Here is a 15,977-nt window from a genome sequence, read left to right on the forward strand (position 1 = left end):
CTCTCTTCTGAAAGGAAGCTGAAAACCGTTCCAAATATGGTACTTTTGCAGTTCAGAAGAAATAGAGCCCAATGAAAAAGAATACTGCCAAATTGGAACTATCCAAAGAAGAGATGAAAAGCTATGGCTATCAAATTGTTGACGCCATTGTTGAACATCATTCCACACAACACCAGAAGCTACCGGTCGCACTTGGTTCAAGGAAAGAAATGGATTCTTTGTTTTTGGAGGAAGCTCCCGAACAAGGTTCGGAACCGACCCAAGTGTTGGACTTTGTTCTGGAAAAGGTTATGACCAATAGTGCGAATATGGCGCACCCCAAATCCTTTTCTTTTGTTCCAGGACCAAGTAACTATATTAGTGTAATGGCAGATGCCCTAGCAACGGGCTATAATATTTTTTCTGGCGGGTGGGCCGCTAGCCCAGCTGCTGCGGAATTGGAAATAGTTACCATTCAATGGTTGTTGAAGATTTTTGGTTTCCCCAAGAAAAAAGGGGGCGGTATTTTTACCAGTGGTGGCTCTATGGCCAACTTGACTGCGGTGGTTACTGCCCGTCGCATTAAATGTGGCGATGATTTTTCAAAGGCTGTTATCTATCTATCGGATCAGGCCCATTCTTCCAACATTAAGGCCATTCGGGTATTAGGTTTTAAAAAGGAACAGATCCGAATTATCCCTACAGATAGTGAACTAAAATTCTCGGTAAACAAACTCAAAAATTGTATTGCAAAGGATAGATTGGAGGGATTGCATCCATTTTGTTTAATAGCAACTGCAGGAACTACAAACACAGGTACGGTAGATCCTTTGGTAGAGCTGGGCAAAATCTGCAAAAAAGAAAACATTTGGTACCACATTGATGGGGCCTATGGAGGAGCTGCTATTCTATCCAAAAAAGGTAAATTGGCCATGAAAGGCATTGAAAAAGCGGATTCTTTGACCGTGGACCCCCACAAATGGTTTTTTCAACCTTATGAAATGGGATGTCTTTTGGTACGAAACCACAAAAACCTAAGCAACACCTTTACGGAAAAACCAGAATATTTAAGGGATATCGAGGGGAATACCTCCGAAATCAATTTTTATGACCATGGTATTCAACTGACCCGAAGGTTCCGTGCCCTAAAGTTCTACATGTCGTTAAAAACCTTTGGTTTAAAAGAGTTCCGGGATGCTATTTCCTATAATATTGATTTGGCAGAAGAAGTGGAGACCATGCTCAGGGGCAGCAAAAGTTGGGAAGTGGTTTTCCCGGCAACCTTAGCGGTCATCAATTTTAGGTACAACCCCATCAATAAAAAATATTCGGAGAAAGAATTGGACAAAATCAACCAATACATTTCCGAAAAAGTGGTTGGATCTAGAAAGGCGCTTTTGGTCACCACTATTTTAAACGGTCAAATTGTGCTCCGTATGTGCTTGATCAACCCAAGAACTTCTATGGAAGATGTAACGGAAACTTTTGATCTTTGTAAAAAATACGCCTTGGAAATTGAAGAGGAACTGGAAAGCAAAATCTAAACGTTATCTTTTAAAAAACAATCAATTGCCTCATCCAATACAGGCTGCACCTTTGGGTCTGTACAATTGATGAGGATGGAGATTACTTTTTCCTGCTCTGGATAGATGAAAAGGTTGGTATAAGCTCCAACACTACTGCCTATATGTCCCACAAAAGACCTATCCTTTGCATCTTGACTTACCTGAAATCCCAGACCGTAGTAAGTAGGTTTGCCATTGATCAATTCTGAAGTCAACAATTGGTCGTACGTTGCATCACTCAGTAATTCGCGTTTTAAAATGGCTCTACCTAATCGTGCCACATCTTTAGAGGTCGACAAATATCCACCTCCTGCCAATTTATATTGATTGTTTACCTCAACAGATTGTTTAAAACACATAGATCGTTTTGTATAGAAATGCGCATGGTTTTCCATTTTTTTAAAGCCGGCACCATAATTCGGGGAAAATGTGCCATGCAATCCCAAAGGCTTCAAAATATGATCCTCAACATATCTTTCAAACGGGACTCCACTTGCCTCTTGCATGGCAAGGGAGAGAAGAACAAAATCAAAACTATTATATAAATAGCCAGTTCCAGGTTTAAACACCAACGGATCGTTTTTGAACATGTTGATCCCGTCTTTAATGGAAAAATCTTGGTTTAATGCATATTCTTTACCGCGATAACCGCGTATTCCGGCGGTGTGCGAAGCCAATTGCCTTAGTGTAAAACCAAAACGTTTTTTGGGGTAATATGGCACGTAGGTATAAATGGATTCATCCAAATTGATTATCCTATCTTCTACCATTTTTCCTAAGGCCAAACCCGTAATGCATTTGGAAATACTTGCAATACGAAAAACTGTTTGCTTTGGGTCGACAAAGATTTTCTTGTCAAGATTAGAAAATCCATACCCTTTTTGAAGCACAGTTTCACCTTTATCCAAAAAAGTCACGGCCAATCCCGGAACTTTTTTCTCTGCGACCAGATTATGAAAAAGCGCATCGACCTTTTCCAGTCCTTGCAACCCATCTAAAGATTTAACCTTTGGAAATGGTGAGAAATAACTTTTAATATGTGCGAACAGATTCCCCAAGAATTCGGTTTGAGTCCCGAAATTAACCAGAAATATTAAAGTTAATGGAGATTATTGATTCTTAATCTTGGAAAATCAATCTACCATTGAAGATTTCCTCTACGTCAACCTCAGGCGGAGTGTTCACACTGATTACATCCCCTGTTCCACTAATTACTCCGCTTATACTTTGCTGCGGATTCACAAAAACATCGTTGGAACCCCTATGGTTTAAGTTAACATTTTCGGACACCAGTAGTTGGGCCTCTATCCTTGAATCCCCTGCTGCGATATTTACATTAAAGTTTTCAGTTTCGCCACGAAGCTTAAAATAAGCAATGCCGTTTACTGTAATTCTAACCGTAGATGACTTTAATTCCATATCAAAAGAACCATCTGTAGTCTCGGTTTCCGGGTTATTAAAACTTTCGGCAATTAAACTTATACTAGGATATTCCAAAACCCCATCACTCGAAATCAACAGCCCTGTGCTACTCCTTATTTCGGTCAAATTCGGAGAAGTAATGTACACGGTTGTCAAACCATAATCGCGGACATAGTTACAGCTATTTTCATTTCTAAGAACTAAACGGTCCTCTTCCACAATGGCAGTAACTTCATTTCGCAAATATTCCCCAGTTTCTATTTCCACCGATTGTTCATTGCCTTGTTTTAGCACCACATTAAGGTTTTCAAAAACAGTGATCTTGGCAAATTCGGGAAGATCGATCTGTTCACGCACCAGGTCACCAGCATTTTGAAAACAATCGGGAACATTTTCGCCATTGCAAGAAATCAGAATTAGAAAAAATACCAAATAAAAACGCCTCTCGATTGCTCTCGAGGTGACATTAATTATTCTTTCACATCTTCTAAATTCTAACATCTCTAATCTCAATACTATAGTCTAATTCCTATTCCAAATTCTACGGCTTCCGCTTTTGCCCCATGCGATTTTAGGGTAACCGCTCCAAAAATCTTCTCCCCAAAATAGCGTTTCATACCAATTCTATTGTAGATTTTCCCCTCAAAATCGAACGGGTAGTATACGTAATATCCCAATTGGGCAACAACACTCATCTTATTCACAAAAAGTTCATGACCTATAAATACCCCTACCCGCTTATAATCGGCATCAGGGTCAACATCCAATTCTGGGAACGATATGGATTGATAACGAATCAACTCCTTTAAAAAATTGGAAAAGAAAACATCGGTTCCCAGTTGTATAGCGCTTCGTTTTCCCAAACGTTTATCGGCATAGGCAGAAATGGTAGCAAAACCATACCTTCCCATGTTGATTACGTCACTTTCATTAGCTCCAGCCCGAAACACTAAGTTATATCGAACAGGCTCCGATATTTCCCCAGTTGATTCTGGTTTTAGATACTTATAAGTAGTTTCATGATCTAAATTATACGTCAAGCCAATATTAAAGGCAAAGGTATTTGTAGAAGTATTGGGCGCCTTAAAATTGGCATTGGAATAATGGATAAAAGACAACCCAGCATTCACTCCCAAACCGGCGAAGAGGTTTTCTTTATGATAGTTGAGCATCAACAAGGTACTGCTCAAAATATGGCTTCCGTAGGCATTGTTCCTGAAATTTTCATCTTTATCGTACGGGTTGGTATTGTAAGCCAATCCCTGAGCAACTCTCAATTGAACATTTCTTTTCAGAAAGTAAAAATTGTAATGACCGTAAAGTCCAAAATGATCACCAAGGGTTGGGTTGTTGGTATTTTGATAGACAAAGGTGTAGCCTGTATCTGGATAACCAAAATCCGCTTCCCATTCTTTTTGTCCGTAGGTTTTTCTACTTATTCCAAGAATTACACCTGCCGGATGATTGGTAATCAAGTGCGAAATATCCGGGTTATGGAGCAATATGGAGCCGTAAAACTGATTCGCATCCAACACGAATTTTTTTGGGTCTTCATCCGATTGGGAAATCCCTAAAAATGAAGTCAACAATAAAATTAGGCCAAGTAGGTACCTCATGGATAGCTAAAGTAGGAAAATTAAAAAAGTTCCTTGGCAATTGCCTTTATATTATCTGATTTTCCCATGGAATAGTAGTGTAACACGGGGACTCCGGACTCCTTTAATTCTTTTGATTGCTGAATGGCCCACTCCACACCAACTTGTCGTACTTCTTGGTTGGTTTTACAGGCCTCTACGGCATCTATAAGATCTTGTGGTATGTCCACTCTAAAAACTTGGGGCAACAATTGTAAATGCCTTTTAACCGCTATGGGTTTGATTCCGGGAATAATCGGCACTTCTATACCCATTTCGCGGGCAGCCTTAACAAAGGCAAAGAATTTTTGATTGTCAAAAAACATCTGGGTCACCACATAATCCGCTCCCAAATCCACTTTTTCCTTCAAACGTTTTAAATCGGATTGCAAAGAGGGTGCCTCCATATGCTTTTCGGGGTAACCTGCCACACCTATGCAGAAGTCTCCACAATCATTGGATTCAATGGAATCGTGCAAATAGTTTCCTTGGTTCACATCATAAATCTGTTTTACCAATTCGGAAGCATATTGGTGCCCGCCCTTGGTAGGCATAAAATATTTTTCCTCTTTACGGGCATCACCACGAAGCGCCATCACGTTTTCTATCTCTAAATATTGACAGTCCACCAACAAATATTCGGTTTCCTCCTTGGTAAACCCACCACACAGCACATGTGGGACCGTATCCACATCGTATTTATGTTTTAATGAAGCACATATACCTAAGGTACCGGGACGCGTTCGTGTCAACTTTTTGTCCAGCAAGCCATTTTTCTCTTTGTACACATACTCTTCTCTAGAGGTGGTCACATCTATAAAGGGTGGCTTGAACTCCATTAAAGGGTCAATATTTTTATAGAGTTCTTGAATACTCTTCCCTTTTACGGGTGGAACGATTTCAAAACTGAAAAGTGTTTCTCCGTTTGCTTTATTTATGTGGTCGGTAATTTTCATTTTACGGTTATCCGTTAATCGTTATTAGTTGATGGTTGATGGTTGATGGTTGATGGTTGATGGTTGATGGTTGATGGTAAAAATTAGAGAGATCCATAATAATTTATAAAACCATTTAACAACTTTTTGCAAAGTACTATTTGACTCAAAATTAAATCCAATTCCTTTTGACTTAAATATTCTTGATCAAATGACAAAAACAATTGTGTCTCCAACTCATATAATGAACCTCTTGCAATATGTAAAAATCGAATGGTATCATTTGGAGTTTTTCTACCACATCCTTCTGCAATATTTGAAGGTATCGAACAACTACATCTTCTTATTTGATTGGTCAGGCCATATATTTCTTCCTTTGGAAATACTTTGGTCAAGTCATAAACCAACTTAACCAATTCACGCGATTCTTTCCAAACATCCAATTCGATATATTCCATTAACCAAAAACTGTTAACTATCAACAATATTAGGTGCCAGCCACTTTTGGGCCTCTTCCAGTTTTATATTTTTTCGTTCAGCAAAATCCTGAACCTGATCTTGTTTAATTTTTCCCAATCCAAAATATTTGGCTTCGGGATGTCCAAAATAGTAGCCACTTACACTAGCAGCCGGCCACATGGCCAAACTATCGGTCAATTTCACGCCTATTTTCTTTTCCACCTTCATCATATCCCAAATTGTCAGTTTTTCCAAATGGTCGGGACAGGCTGGATAGCCCGGTGCAGGTCGAATACCTCGGTATTTTTCTTTAATCAGAGCGTCGTTATCCAGATTCTCATCCACGGCATAGCCCCAATGTTTGGTTCGTACCTCCTTGTGCAAATATTCAGCAAAAGCTTCAGCCAACCTATCTGCCAGCGCTTTGATCATAATGGAATTGTAATCATCGTGATTCTTTTCAAACTCAGTAGCCAATTCTTGGGTTCCAAATCCTGTGCTCACACAAAAACAACCTATATAATCCTGAATTCCCGAATCTTTTGGAGCAATAAAATCTGCCAACGCGATATTGGGAACCCCTTCCCGCTTTTTTAATTGTTGACGTAGCGTTCTGAAGATAAAGATTTCACCATCCTTGTCTACTTCAATATCATCTTCATCAATTTGATTGGCTGGAAATAACCCAAAGATAGCTTTGCCTTTCAACAGTTTCTCGTCCAAAACTTGTTTTAAAAGTTCTTTGGCATCCTTAAAAAGCTCCTTGGCCTGTTCCCCTACCACCTCATCGTTCAAAATATCAGGATATTTTCCATGGAGATCCCAACTTCGGAAGAATGGAGACCAATCGATGAATTCCTCCAATTTAGTCAAATCGAAATCTTCCAACACTTGAACACCCAATTGGTTCGGTTTTTTAATATCTGATGGATTCCATTCGATTTGCAATTTATTTTTTCGAGCATCTTCCAACGTCAAATATTCCTTGTGTTTGGAACGATTCAAAAACTTATCGCGAAAACTCTCGTAATCCAGTTTGATGGATTTTTTATACTTCACCGAAGTCTCCTCCTGAAGCAAATCACCCACCACGGTTACGGCTCTGGAAGCATCGTTCACATGCACCACAGAATGACTGTATTGCGGGTCGATTTTTACAGCCGTGTGAGCTTTACTGGTTGTTGCGCCACCAATCAAAAGGGGCACTTCAAAGTTTTGGCGTTCCATTTCCTTGGCCAAGAACACCATTTCGTCCAAAGATGGGGTGATCAAGCCACTCAACCCAATAATATCCACTTGCTCTTCCTTGGCCTTATTGATGATTTTTTCTGGAGGTACCATCACCCCCATATCTACAATCTCGTAATTATTACAGGCCAGCACTACACTCACAATATTCTTTCCAATATCGTGCACATCGCCTTTAACCGTAGCCATCAAAATTTTACCTGCTGCTTTGGCATCTTTATCTTTTGAAGCTTCAATGTAAGGGGTTAGATAGGCCACAGCCTTTTTCATTACCCTAGCAGACTTTACCACTTGGGGCAAGAACATTTTTCCGCTACCGAACAAATCACCAACCACATTCATACCTGTCATCAAGTTGCCCTCGATGACTTCCAAAGGTTTGGTTGCTTGCTGACGAGCTTCTTCTACATCTTCAACTATATATTGATCTATTCCCTTGACCAAGGCACGGGTAATCCTATCTTGCAGCGGTTCCTCCCGCCAAGACAGATCCACCTTACTCTCTTTGGCTTTACCTACAACGGTTTCGGCAAACTCCAAGAGTCTTTCGGTAGCATCATCACGCCTATCCAAAAGCACATCCTCCACATATTCCAAAAGATCTTTGGGAATATCATCGTAAACCTCCAACATGGTCGGGTTTACGATTCCCATGTTCATTCCGGCTTTTATGGCATGGAACAAAAAGGCAGAATTAATCGCCTCGCGAACAGGGTTGTTACCTCGAAAAGAAAACGATACATTGCTCACCCCTCCACTAACACTGCAATAGGGCAAGTTTTCCCTAACCCAACGAGTGGCCTCAATAAAGTCTACGGCATTTTTCCTATGCTCTTCCATTCCCGTAGCTACTGGAAAGATGTTCAAATCGAAAATGATGTCTTCCGGTGGGAAATTGACCTTGTTGACCAACACATCATAGGATCGTTTGGCTATTTCAATTCGTCGTTCAAAATTATCTGCCTGTCCAACTTCGTCAAAAGCCATCACGATTACAGCTGCTCCATAACGTTTTATCAACTTGGCGTGGCGGATAAATTCTTCTTCTCCTTCTTTTAGACTAATGGAGTTTACTACACATTTTCCTTGTACCACTTGCAGACCCGCTTCGATGATTTCCCATTTGGAACTATCGATCATAATGGGAACGCGGGCAATATCCGGTTCGGAAACTATCAAATTCAGGAATCTGACCATGGCTTCCTTTCCATCGATCAGACCATCATCCATGTTAATGTCTATAATCTGGGCACCACCTTCCACTTGATCACGCGCAACATCTAAGGCTTCGTCGTACTTTTCTTCCTTTATCAACCGTAAAAAACGCTTGGAACCTGCCACATTGGTACGCTCCCCCACATTGATAAAATTACTGTCGGGGGTTACCACCAATGGTTCAAGGCCACTCAGGCGTAAAAAGCGTTGTTCGTTTTTCGTTGTTCGTTGTTCGTTTATTTCCATCGCTATATTTCCAACAACATTAACAAATTACGGATAACGATAGCGACCTTGGCTCATAATCCTTTACTACAGCGGCAATGGCCTTGATATGTTCGGGAGTGGTACCACAACATCCACCAACAATGTTTACCAATCCTTTTTCTACATATTCCTTGATTTGTGCGGCCATTTGTTCTGGCGTTTCATCGTATTCGCCAAAAGCATTCGGCAATCCTGCATTGGGATGGGCAGATACTGCAAATTCTGATTTGGCGGAAACCACTTCCAAGTGGGGCACCAATTGTTTGGCTCCCAAGGCACAATTGAATCCTACGGATAAAATCGGGATATGTGAAATGGAAATCAAAAATGCCTCTGCAGTCTGACCGGACAATGTTCTGCCCGAAGCATCGGTAATGGTACCGCTGACCATCACGGGAACTTCTATATTCCGCTCATCTTTTACTTCCTCAATGGCAAAAAGAGCTGCCTTGGCATTCAGTGTATCAAAAATGGTTTCCACCAGTAAAATATCCACACCGCCATCGAGCAGCGCCTCAACTTGTTGTTTGTATGCAATTCGAAGTTCATCAAAGGATATGGCACGAAATCCTGGGTCGTTTACATCGGGCGACATACTGGCTGTCTTATTGGTCGGGCCAATACTTCCCGCAACAAACCTTGGTTTGTTTGGGTTTTTATCAGTGAATTCATCGGCCACTTCCTTTGCAAGCTTGGCCGATTCATAATTGAGTTCGTATACCAATTCTTCCATACCATAATCTGCCATGGCTATGGTTGTTCCCGAGAAAGTATTGGTTTCCAAAATATCAGCGCCAGCTTGTAAAAAGCTGCGATGTACTTCTTTTACCGCTTCAGGTTGGGTTAGAGATAGTAGATCATTGTTGCCTTGTAGGTCACTTGGCCAATCTTTGAAACGTTCGCCCCTAAAATCCTCCTCCTTGAATTTATAGCGTTGTAGCATGGTACCCATGGCTCCATCCAACACTAAAATCCGTTTCTTCAATATATCTTTAATTTTTTCCATAATACAATTTCCTTTTAAAAAGGATATAGTGAGATCAAGAGAAGTGTGTGGAACCGATGTTGTATTTGTCCGTTATCCTTCCCCTTACCGTTTAGATTTCCTAAAATATCTTGATTTTTTTCAAGATGAGGGTAGAATGTAGCACCTTCTCGAGGTCGAGGGTTGCTAAGGCTTCACAGGGTCCAATCCCTCCACCTTTCTTGATAACACTTTCAATTTATAAATGAACTGAACTACAAAGAAACGGCTCTCCTCATTGAAAAGCAAAAAAAGCCCCTGAATATTTAGAAAACATACCATTAAAAAAACGGGTTGATCGAACAACCCGTTCCCTGTTTTAATGCTGTAATGTTAATTTACAGCAGCATTCCCCCGGATACTTCGATACGCTGCCCATTGATCCATTTGGCTTCTTCGGTGCATAAAAATGCAACCACGCCTCCAACATCGTCCGGGACTCCTACTCGACCCAATGCCGTAATATTGGTTATGGCCGTTCTTTTTCCTTCATCATTTTTATTGGATCCACCACCAAAATCGGTCTCAATGGCCCCAGGTGCTACCACATTTGCCCTTATTCTTCGGCCTGCCAATTCTTTCGCCTGGTATCTTGTCAAGGTCTCAACTGCTGCTTTCAAGGAACCGTACACCGAAAATCCGGGAAATGAAAAACGGGTCAATCCACTCGAAATGTTCACAATAGCACCTCCATCTGATAGTATGGGCAACAATTTTTGGGTTAGAAAAAAGACTCCTTTAAAGTGGACATTCACCAAAACATCGAACTGATCTTCGGTAGTCTCGAGTATAGGAGTATTGATTCCTATTCCTGCATTATTTATTAAAAAATTAATCGTTGATGCTTTAAAATAGCTGTTCAACACTTTTTTTGCTTCACCTACAAAGGCATCAAAACTTTGATTGTCCGCCACATCCAGCTGGAGTGCATATGCTTTTTGACCATTTTTTTCAATTTGGTTTACCGTTTTATCAGCTTCTTTTTTATTGCTATGGTATGTCAACAGAACATGGAATCCTTTTTTGGACAATTTGATGGCCATATCCTCGCCAAGTCCGCGGCTTCCTCCTGTTACCAATGCTATTTTTGCTTTGTTCATTTTACTTGATTTTTGATTATGAACAAAAGTAACCCCAACAGCCGAAGTTTGCTTGCGAGTATCAAACTGTTATTTGTAAAAATCAAACTTTAATGGCCGACCTAAATTTTAAAGGGGAAAGTTGTGCGTGTTTTTTAAAAAAATTGGAAAAATGTGCTACTTCTTCAAACCCAAGACTAAATGCGATTTCAGAAATGGTCCAATCGGTGTTATTGAGCAAGATCTTGGCTTCCTCAAAAATTCTGGAATGAATAATAGTGGTAGTGGTGAGGCCTGTGGTCTCCTTTAAAACCTTGTTTAAATGATTGGCGTGCACGGCCAATTGTGCGGCATAATCGTTGGCCGTTTTGAGCATCAATCGTTGAACCCTCGAATTTATAGGAAACTGTCGCTCGAGCAATTCAACAAACATATCCGTAATGCGGGTAGAGGCATTATGACTGTTTTCTGTTGGGAGTTTTGGTTGGAGTTTTTGCCCTATGTGCAGCAATTCAATAATATAGGCACGAATCAAATCGAATTTAAAGGGATAATCGGAAGACAATTCGCTATCCATTTTTTGAAAAAGCAGTTCCAAGTCGGCGTATTCTTGATTGGAAATTGTTAGGATAGGATAACTTCCCGGTTGAAATAACGGGAACTTTTCTAAAATAACCCCAATCTTATCTTTAGATAAAAAATTTTCGGTGAAGACACAAAAATACCCCGCCTGTTCCCCTTCCTTTGGCAGATAGTGATATGGGATTTTGGGCGATGCGAACAACAGCGCCTTATCATTTATTTGAATCACCTTATCGGCATATTCCGCCGTGTTCTTACCACTGATCAAGCTTATTTTAAAATAAGAACGGCGATCATATCGCATTTCCCCCTTGTTCAACTTTGTGCGGTACTCGGTAATATTGAACACATTAAAATGTCCAATATCCTTGCCGATACCCTCGGGAATGGGCAATTGGAGTTTTCCATAAAAGTCCTCAAGCGTGAACATTTCGGCCTTTTTTTTGTAAAATTCAAATATAACCTAAAAACAAAAACACCCTCCAAAATTGCTTCTGAAAGGGTGCCCCTGCTTCTAAAAACTAAATTATCTAGTTGATACTCTGTACCACTTCTTTTTTGGCTTCTTTTTTGGTACCATCAAATCCTTGAACACCACCCACCGTGGTATACTTCATTACAAATCGCTTATCTGGATTAATGATTTGATAGGCAAATTGGCACATCACGGCAGCTTCGTGGAAGCCCGACAAAATCAATTTAAGTTTCCCAGGATAGGTATTTACATCGCCAATGGCAAATACGCCGGGAATATTGGTCTGGTAATCTTTTGCATTGTTTACTTTGATGGCATTCTTTTCGATTTCCAATCCCCAGTTACCGATAGGCCCCAGTTTTGGCGACAATCCAAAAAGCGGGATAAAATAATCGGTTTCTACGTAAGCATCTTCCTTTGCTTGATCATTATATTTTATTACGACGGCATGCAATTCGTCCTTCCCATGAATTTCTTTTACCTCAGCTTCGGTATATAGTCGAATCTTGCCCAATTTGGCCAACTCCCGCGCTTTTTCCACCGAATCCAGAGCCCCACGGAATTCGTTTCTCCGGTGTACCAAAGATACCTCGGAGGCTACATCGGCCAAAAATATGGCCCAGTCCAAAGCTGAATCACCACCACCAGAAATCACTACTTTTTTATCACGGAATTGCTCTGGGTCCTTAATCATGTACTCCACACCCTTACTTTCGAACAATCCGATATTGGCAATCAAAGGTTTTCTCGGTTCAAAAGAACCTAGCCCTCCTGCAATCACCACCACTGGAGCGTGGTGTTGGGTACCTTTGCTTGTAGTTACGATAAAAGAACCATCCTCTTGCTTCTCCAAAGTTTCAGCTCGCTCACCCAACGTAAAACCAGGCTCGAACGGCTTTATTTGCTCCATAAGATTATCCACCAAGGTACCCGCCAAAATTTCTGGATAGGCTGGAATATCGTAAATCGGTTTTTTAGGATAGATCTCGGAACATTGGCCTCCCGGTTGTGCCAATGCATCAATTAAATGACATTTTAGCTTTAACAATCCTGCTTCAAAAACAGTGAACAAACCCGTTGGTCCCGCCCCGATTATAATGATATCTGTTTTGATCATACTACTACTTTTTAATTCGTCCTTAAAGCCCCTTCGACTCCGCTCTGGGTCATAAAGTGCTGACATTTGATTTAATTTTTCTCTAGCAATTTTTCTCCCTTAATTTGATACTCTTCTTGAATATCCAATATTTTTTGACGGTGATTCACCACTTCTCCGATAACAATGATCGCTGGATTGGATAACTGCTGCCCCCTTGCCTTGTTCTCAATAGAGGCAACAGTTGCTATTCCAACCCTTTCGTGATTTGTTGTGCCATTTTGGATAATGGCCACTGGTGTATTTTCTTTTCCTTCTTTTTTGAAGAGTTCCATAATCTCCCCCAGTTTGGACATCCCCATAAGTATGATGACCGTGGCGTTGGATTTTGCGGCCAAAGCCACATCGTTTGATAATTTGTGCTCCTTGGTTGTTCCCGTAATCACCCAAAAGCTTTCGGCGGCGCCTCTCTTGGTCACAGGAATATGTTGTGATGCCGGTACGGATACCGAAGATGATATTCCCGGCACAACTGCAACCTCGATTCCATACTGAGCGGCATGTTCCATTTCTTCTGCCCCACGGCCAAAAACAAATGGGTCCCCTCCTTTTAACCGCACTACATGCAGCCCTAGGCTTGCTCGTTGCACGATCAAATCATTGATTTGCTCTTGTTGATAAGCATAACATCCTTTGCGCTTTCCCACAAATATTTGCTCGGCCTGATCGGTATACTCCAATAACTCCGTCGACACCAATGCATCATACAACACAACGTCTGCACTTTGTAAAGCCTTGATGCCTTTTAGGGTAATCAACTCCACATCTCCCGGGCCTGCGCCAACTACGGTCAACTTTCCTTTACGCATGTTCCAATTCCAATTTTCTGAACGTTTCCAAACGTTGCAGCACTGTTTTGGCATCTTCCAGATAGCTTTTTGCAAATGCTTCGGATGGTTCGTTCTTGTTCAATTGAAGGGCCACTTTATCAAAACCTCCCTCAAAGGCTATTTTTCCTGTTTCCACATACAGCCTATCAAAATCCTTGATGATGCTCGCATGGGTATTGGTCTTTACTTTTTCGGCCGTCAACAATGCCTTCGCAGAATTCACAATGGATTGGTAGGAATAATAAATACTTGCCGCCCATTTTCTTTCTTTGATGGCCTCTTCGGCATTTTCAATCTTCTCTTGGCTTTCAAAGAACAATGTGGCCACAAGGTCAACAATGACTCCCGCACATTCCCCGATTCCAATCTCCTTTTTATATTTTTCCTCGTTGCCCCAATCGATAAAATCATCTTGGGTCAAATTATCCACATCCGTCAACGGTTTAAGGAAATCATAGAAATAATGTTGTCCTTTATCTTCATAATAATCGGTAAAAGAAGTTCCATTTCCGTTGGCTTCGAAGTCATCCAAAATAAGACGCAAAGCCTGCGGCCCTCTTTTACTTGGAATCTTAGCGACTTTGTCGGCAAATCTTGCTTTTCCATCACCATAATTTCCTCCGCCCAATAAAACTTGAAGTGCGGGTGCTACCAATTTATCCTTGGTTCTAACGGACATTCCTTGGAACCCAATATGTGCCATGTTATGCTGACCACAAGCGTTCATACATCCACTGATCTTGATAACCACATCTGGATTTTTGATGTATTGAGGATATTCAGCTTTGATTACTCTTTCCAACTCATCGGCAATTCCTGTACTGCTGGCAATACCCAAATTACAGGTATCGGTTCCCGGACATGCCGTGATATCCAGTGCTTTGTTATAGCCAGCTTCGGCAAAGCCGAGTTTATTCAATTCTTGGTAAAAGAATGGCACCAATTCCTCTTTTACATATGGAACCAATATGTTTTGTCTTAGGGACAAACGAATCTCCCCTGCTGCATAATTCTGCACCAATCTGGCCAGTTTACGCGCCTTGTCCGTATAGAAATCTCCCAATAGCACTTTAATCCCGATAGCCACATAACCTTCTTGTTTTTGAGGCACCAAGTTGGTTGATTTCCACTCTTCAAACGCATTTTGGTTTTCAATTATAACTTCTGGAGTATCAACTTCAGTAATTTTTACTTTTGGATAATCCTCAAAGTTGATGGCATAGGTTTGGTGTGGAACTGCGGTTTGTTCTTCTTCCAGCAATTGTTTAAAACCATCCAGACCGATATCCTTCAGCAAAAATTTCATCCGGGCTTTTGCTCTACTTTTTCGCTCTCCGTATCTATCGAACACACGGATTACACCTTCCATCAACGGAATAATTTTATCCGTAGGCAAAAAGCTGTAGAGTTCATCGGCATGGCGTGGTTGAGAACCCAATCCGCCTGCCAACATTACTTTGAACCCTCTTTCACCATCTTTTTCTTTGGCGATAAAACCAAGGTCGTGCATATAGGAAAGTCCGGTGTCGGCATCACTGGCAGAGAAAGAAACTTTGAATTTTCTTCCCATTTCCTGCCCAATAGGATTTCTTAAGAAATATTCGAATACTGCTTGGGCATAGGGAGAAACATCAAAAGGTTCATCTACATCGATTCCTGCAGTTTCACTAGCGGTTACGTTGCGAACGGTATTTCCACAAGCTTCCCGAATGGTTACTTCATCCTTCTCCAGTTGCGCCCAAAGCTCTGGAGTGCGTTCCAAGTCCACATAATGAATCTGGATATCTTGACGAGTAGTGATATGCAATCGTCCTCTAGAGTACTCATCGGAAACATCTGCAATCCGAAGCAACTGATTTGAGGTCACCTTTCCATAAGGCAACTTAATCCGAATCATTTGTACCCCAGGCTGGCGCTGCCCATATATGCCTCGAGCCAACCGAAGGCTCCGAAATTTTTCCTCGTCAATATTGCCTCCATTGAACTGGTTGATTTTTTTTTCCAGATCAATGATGTCCTTTTCCACTACCGGGTTTTCTATTTCTGTTCTAAAGCTTTGCATTTCCTATTTAACCTATCTTTTTTATAGATTATATTGATAAGTATT

13 protein-coding genes and 1 riboswitch are annotated in these 15,977 nt (G+C 41.0%); of the genes, 1 reads left to right on the top strand and 12 read right to left on the bottom strand.

Features of this window, described 5'->3' with window-relative positions; all coding sequences use genetic code 11:
- The first annotated feature begins 71 nt into the window (after positions 1 to 71).
- Positions 72 to 1,523, top strand: coding sequence for a pyridoxal phosphate-dependent decarboxylase family protein (locus ACXAFK_RS13640; protein ID WP_293296502.1), 1,452 nt, complete (start codon positions 72 to 74; stop codon positions 1,521 to 1,523).
- Here the strand turns inward: ACXAFK_RS13640 and ACXAFK_RS13645 are convergent.
- The 12 genes from ACXAFK_RS13645 to ACXAFK_RS13700 all read right to left on the bottom strand — a co-directional run bounded on the left by ACXAFK_RS13645 (position 1,520) and on the right by ACXAFK_RS13700 (position 15,932).
- Positions 1,520 to 2,602, bottom strand: coding sequence for a serine hydrolase domain-containing protein (locus ACXAFK_RS13645; RefSeq protein WP_474958099.1), 1,083 nt, complete (start codon positions 2,600 to 2,602; stop codon positions 1,520 to 1,522). The genes ACXAFK_RS13640 and ACXAFK_RS13645 overlap by 4 nt on opposite strands.
- A gap of 61 nt (positions 2,603 to 2,663) precedes the next feature.
- Positions 2,664 to 3,323, bottom strand: coding sequence for a head GIN domain-containing protein (locus tag ACXAFK_RS13650; RefSeq protein WP_474958100.1), 660 nt, complete (start codon positions 3,321 to 3,323; stop codon positions 2,664 to 2,666).
- Between the two features lie 158 nt (positions 3,324 to 3,481).
- Positions 3,482 to 4,582 (bottom strand): acyloxyacyl hydrolase, encoded by a 1,101-nt coding sequence (locus ACXAFK_RS13655; protein ID WP_474958101.1) that lies wholly within the window; start codon positions 4,580 to 4,582, stop codon positions 3,482 to 3,484.
- Between the two features lie 20 nt (positions 4,583 to 4,602).
- Positions 4,603 to 5,556 (bottom strand): methylenetetrahydrofolate reductase [NAD(P)H], encoded by a 954-nt coding sequence (metF, locus tag ACXAFK_RS13660; protein WP_293296507.1) that lies wholly within the window; start codon positions 5,554 to 5,556, stop codon positions 4,603 to 4,605.
- 83 nt (positions 5,557 to 5,639) lie between these two features.
- The gene (locus tag ACXAFK_RS13665; RefSeq protein ID WP_224835348.1) at positions 5,640 to 5,993 is read right to left on the bottom strand and encodes a four helix bundle protein; all 354 of its coding nucleotides are present in this window, start codon (positions 5,991 to 5,993) and stop codon (positions 5,640 to 5,642) included.
- A 13-nt stretch (positions 5,994 to 6,006) separates the two neighbouring features.
- Positions 6,007 to 8,703, bottom strand: a complete 2,697-nt coding sequence (metH, locus tag ACXAFK_RS13670; RefSeq protein ID WP_474958102.1) for a methionine synthase — start codon at positions 8,701 to 8,703, stop codon at positions 6,007 to 6,009.
- Positions 8,704 to 8,722: 19 nt separating this feature from the next.
- Positions 8,723 to 9,730: a homocysteine S-methyltransferase family protein gene (locus tag ACXAFK_RS13675; protein ID WP_474958103.1), complete on the bottom strand. Its 1,008-nt coding sequence runs from the start codon at positions 9,728 to 9,730 to the stop codon at positions 8,723 to 8,725.
- 102 nt (positions 9,731 to 9,832) lie between these two features.
- Positions 9,833 to 9,940, bottom strand: a riboswitch (SAM riboswitch).
- 146 nt (positions 9,941 to 10,086) lie between these two features.
- Entirely contained in the window at positions 10,087 to 10,848 is a 762-nt protein-coding gene (locus ACXAFK_RS13680) for an SDR family NAD(P)-dependent oxidoreductase (protein ID WP_474958104.1), read from the bottom strand.
- A gap of 82 nt (positions 10,849 to 10,930) precedes the next feature.
- On the bottom strand, positions 10,931 to 11,839 hold the full coding sequence (locus ACXAFK_RS13685; RefSeq protein WP_474958105.1) for a helix-turn-helix domain-containing protein: 909 nt from the start codon (positions 11,837 to 11,839) through the stop codon (positions 10,931 to 10,933).
- A gap of 100 nt (positions 11,840 to 11,939) precedes the next feature.
- A complete protein-coding gene (locus ACXAFK_RS13690; RefSeq protein WP_474958172.1) occupies positions 11,940 to 13,001 on the bottom strand; it encodes an NAD(P)/FAD-dependent oxidoreductase in 1,062 nt (353 codons plus the stop codon).
- A gap of 71 nt (positions 13,002 to 13,072) precedes the next feature.
- Entirely contained in the window at positions 13,073 to 13,849 is a 777-nt protein-coding gene (gene cobA, locus ACXAFK_RS13695) for a uroporphyrinogen-III C-methyltransferase (protein ID WP_338193344.1), read from the bottom strand.
- Positions 13,842 to 15,932 carry a HEPN domain-containing protein gene (locus tag ACXAFK_RS13700; protein WP_474958106.1) on the bottom strand — a complete coding sequence of 697 codons (2,091 nt, stop codon included), beginning with the start codon at positions 15,930 to 15,932 and terminating at the stop codon, positions 13,842 to 13,844. Before ACXAFK_RS13700 ends, cobA begins: the two co-directional genes overlap by 8 nt.
- Between the last annotated feature and the right edge of the window lie 45 nt (positions 15,933 to 15,977).

The organism is Flagellimonas sp. ABD4_174, assembly GCF_056160185.1.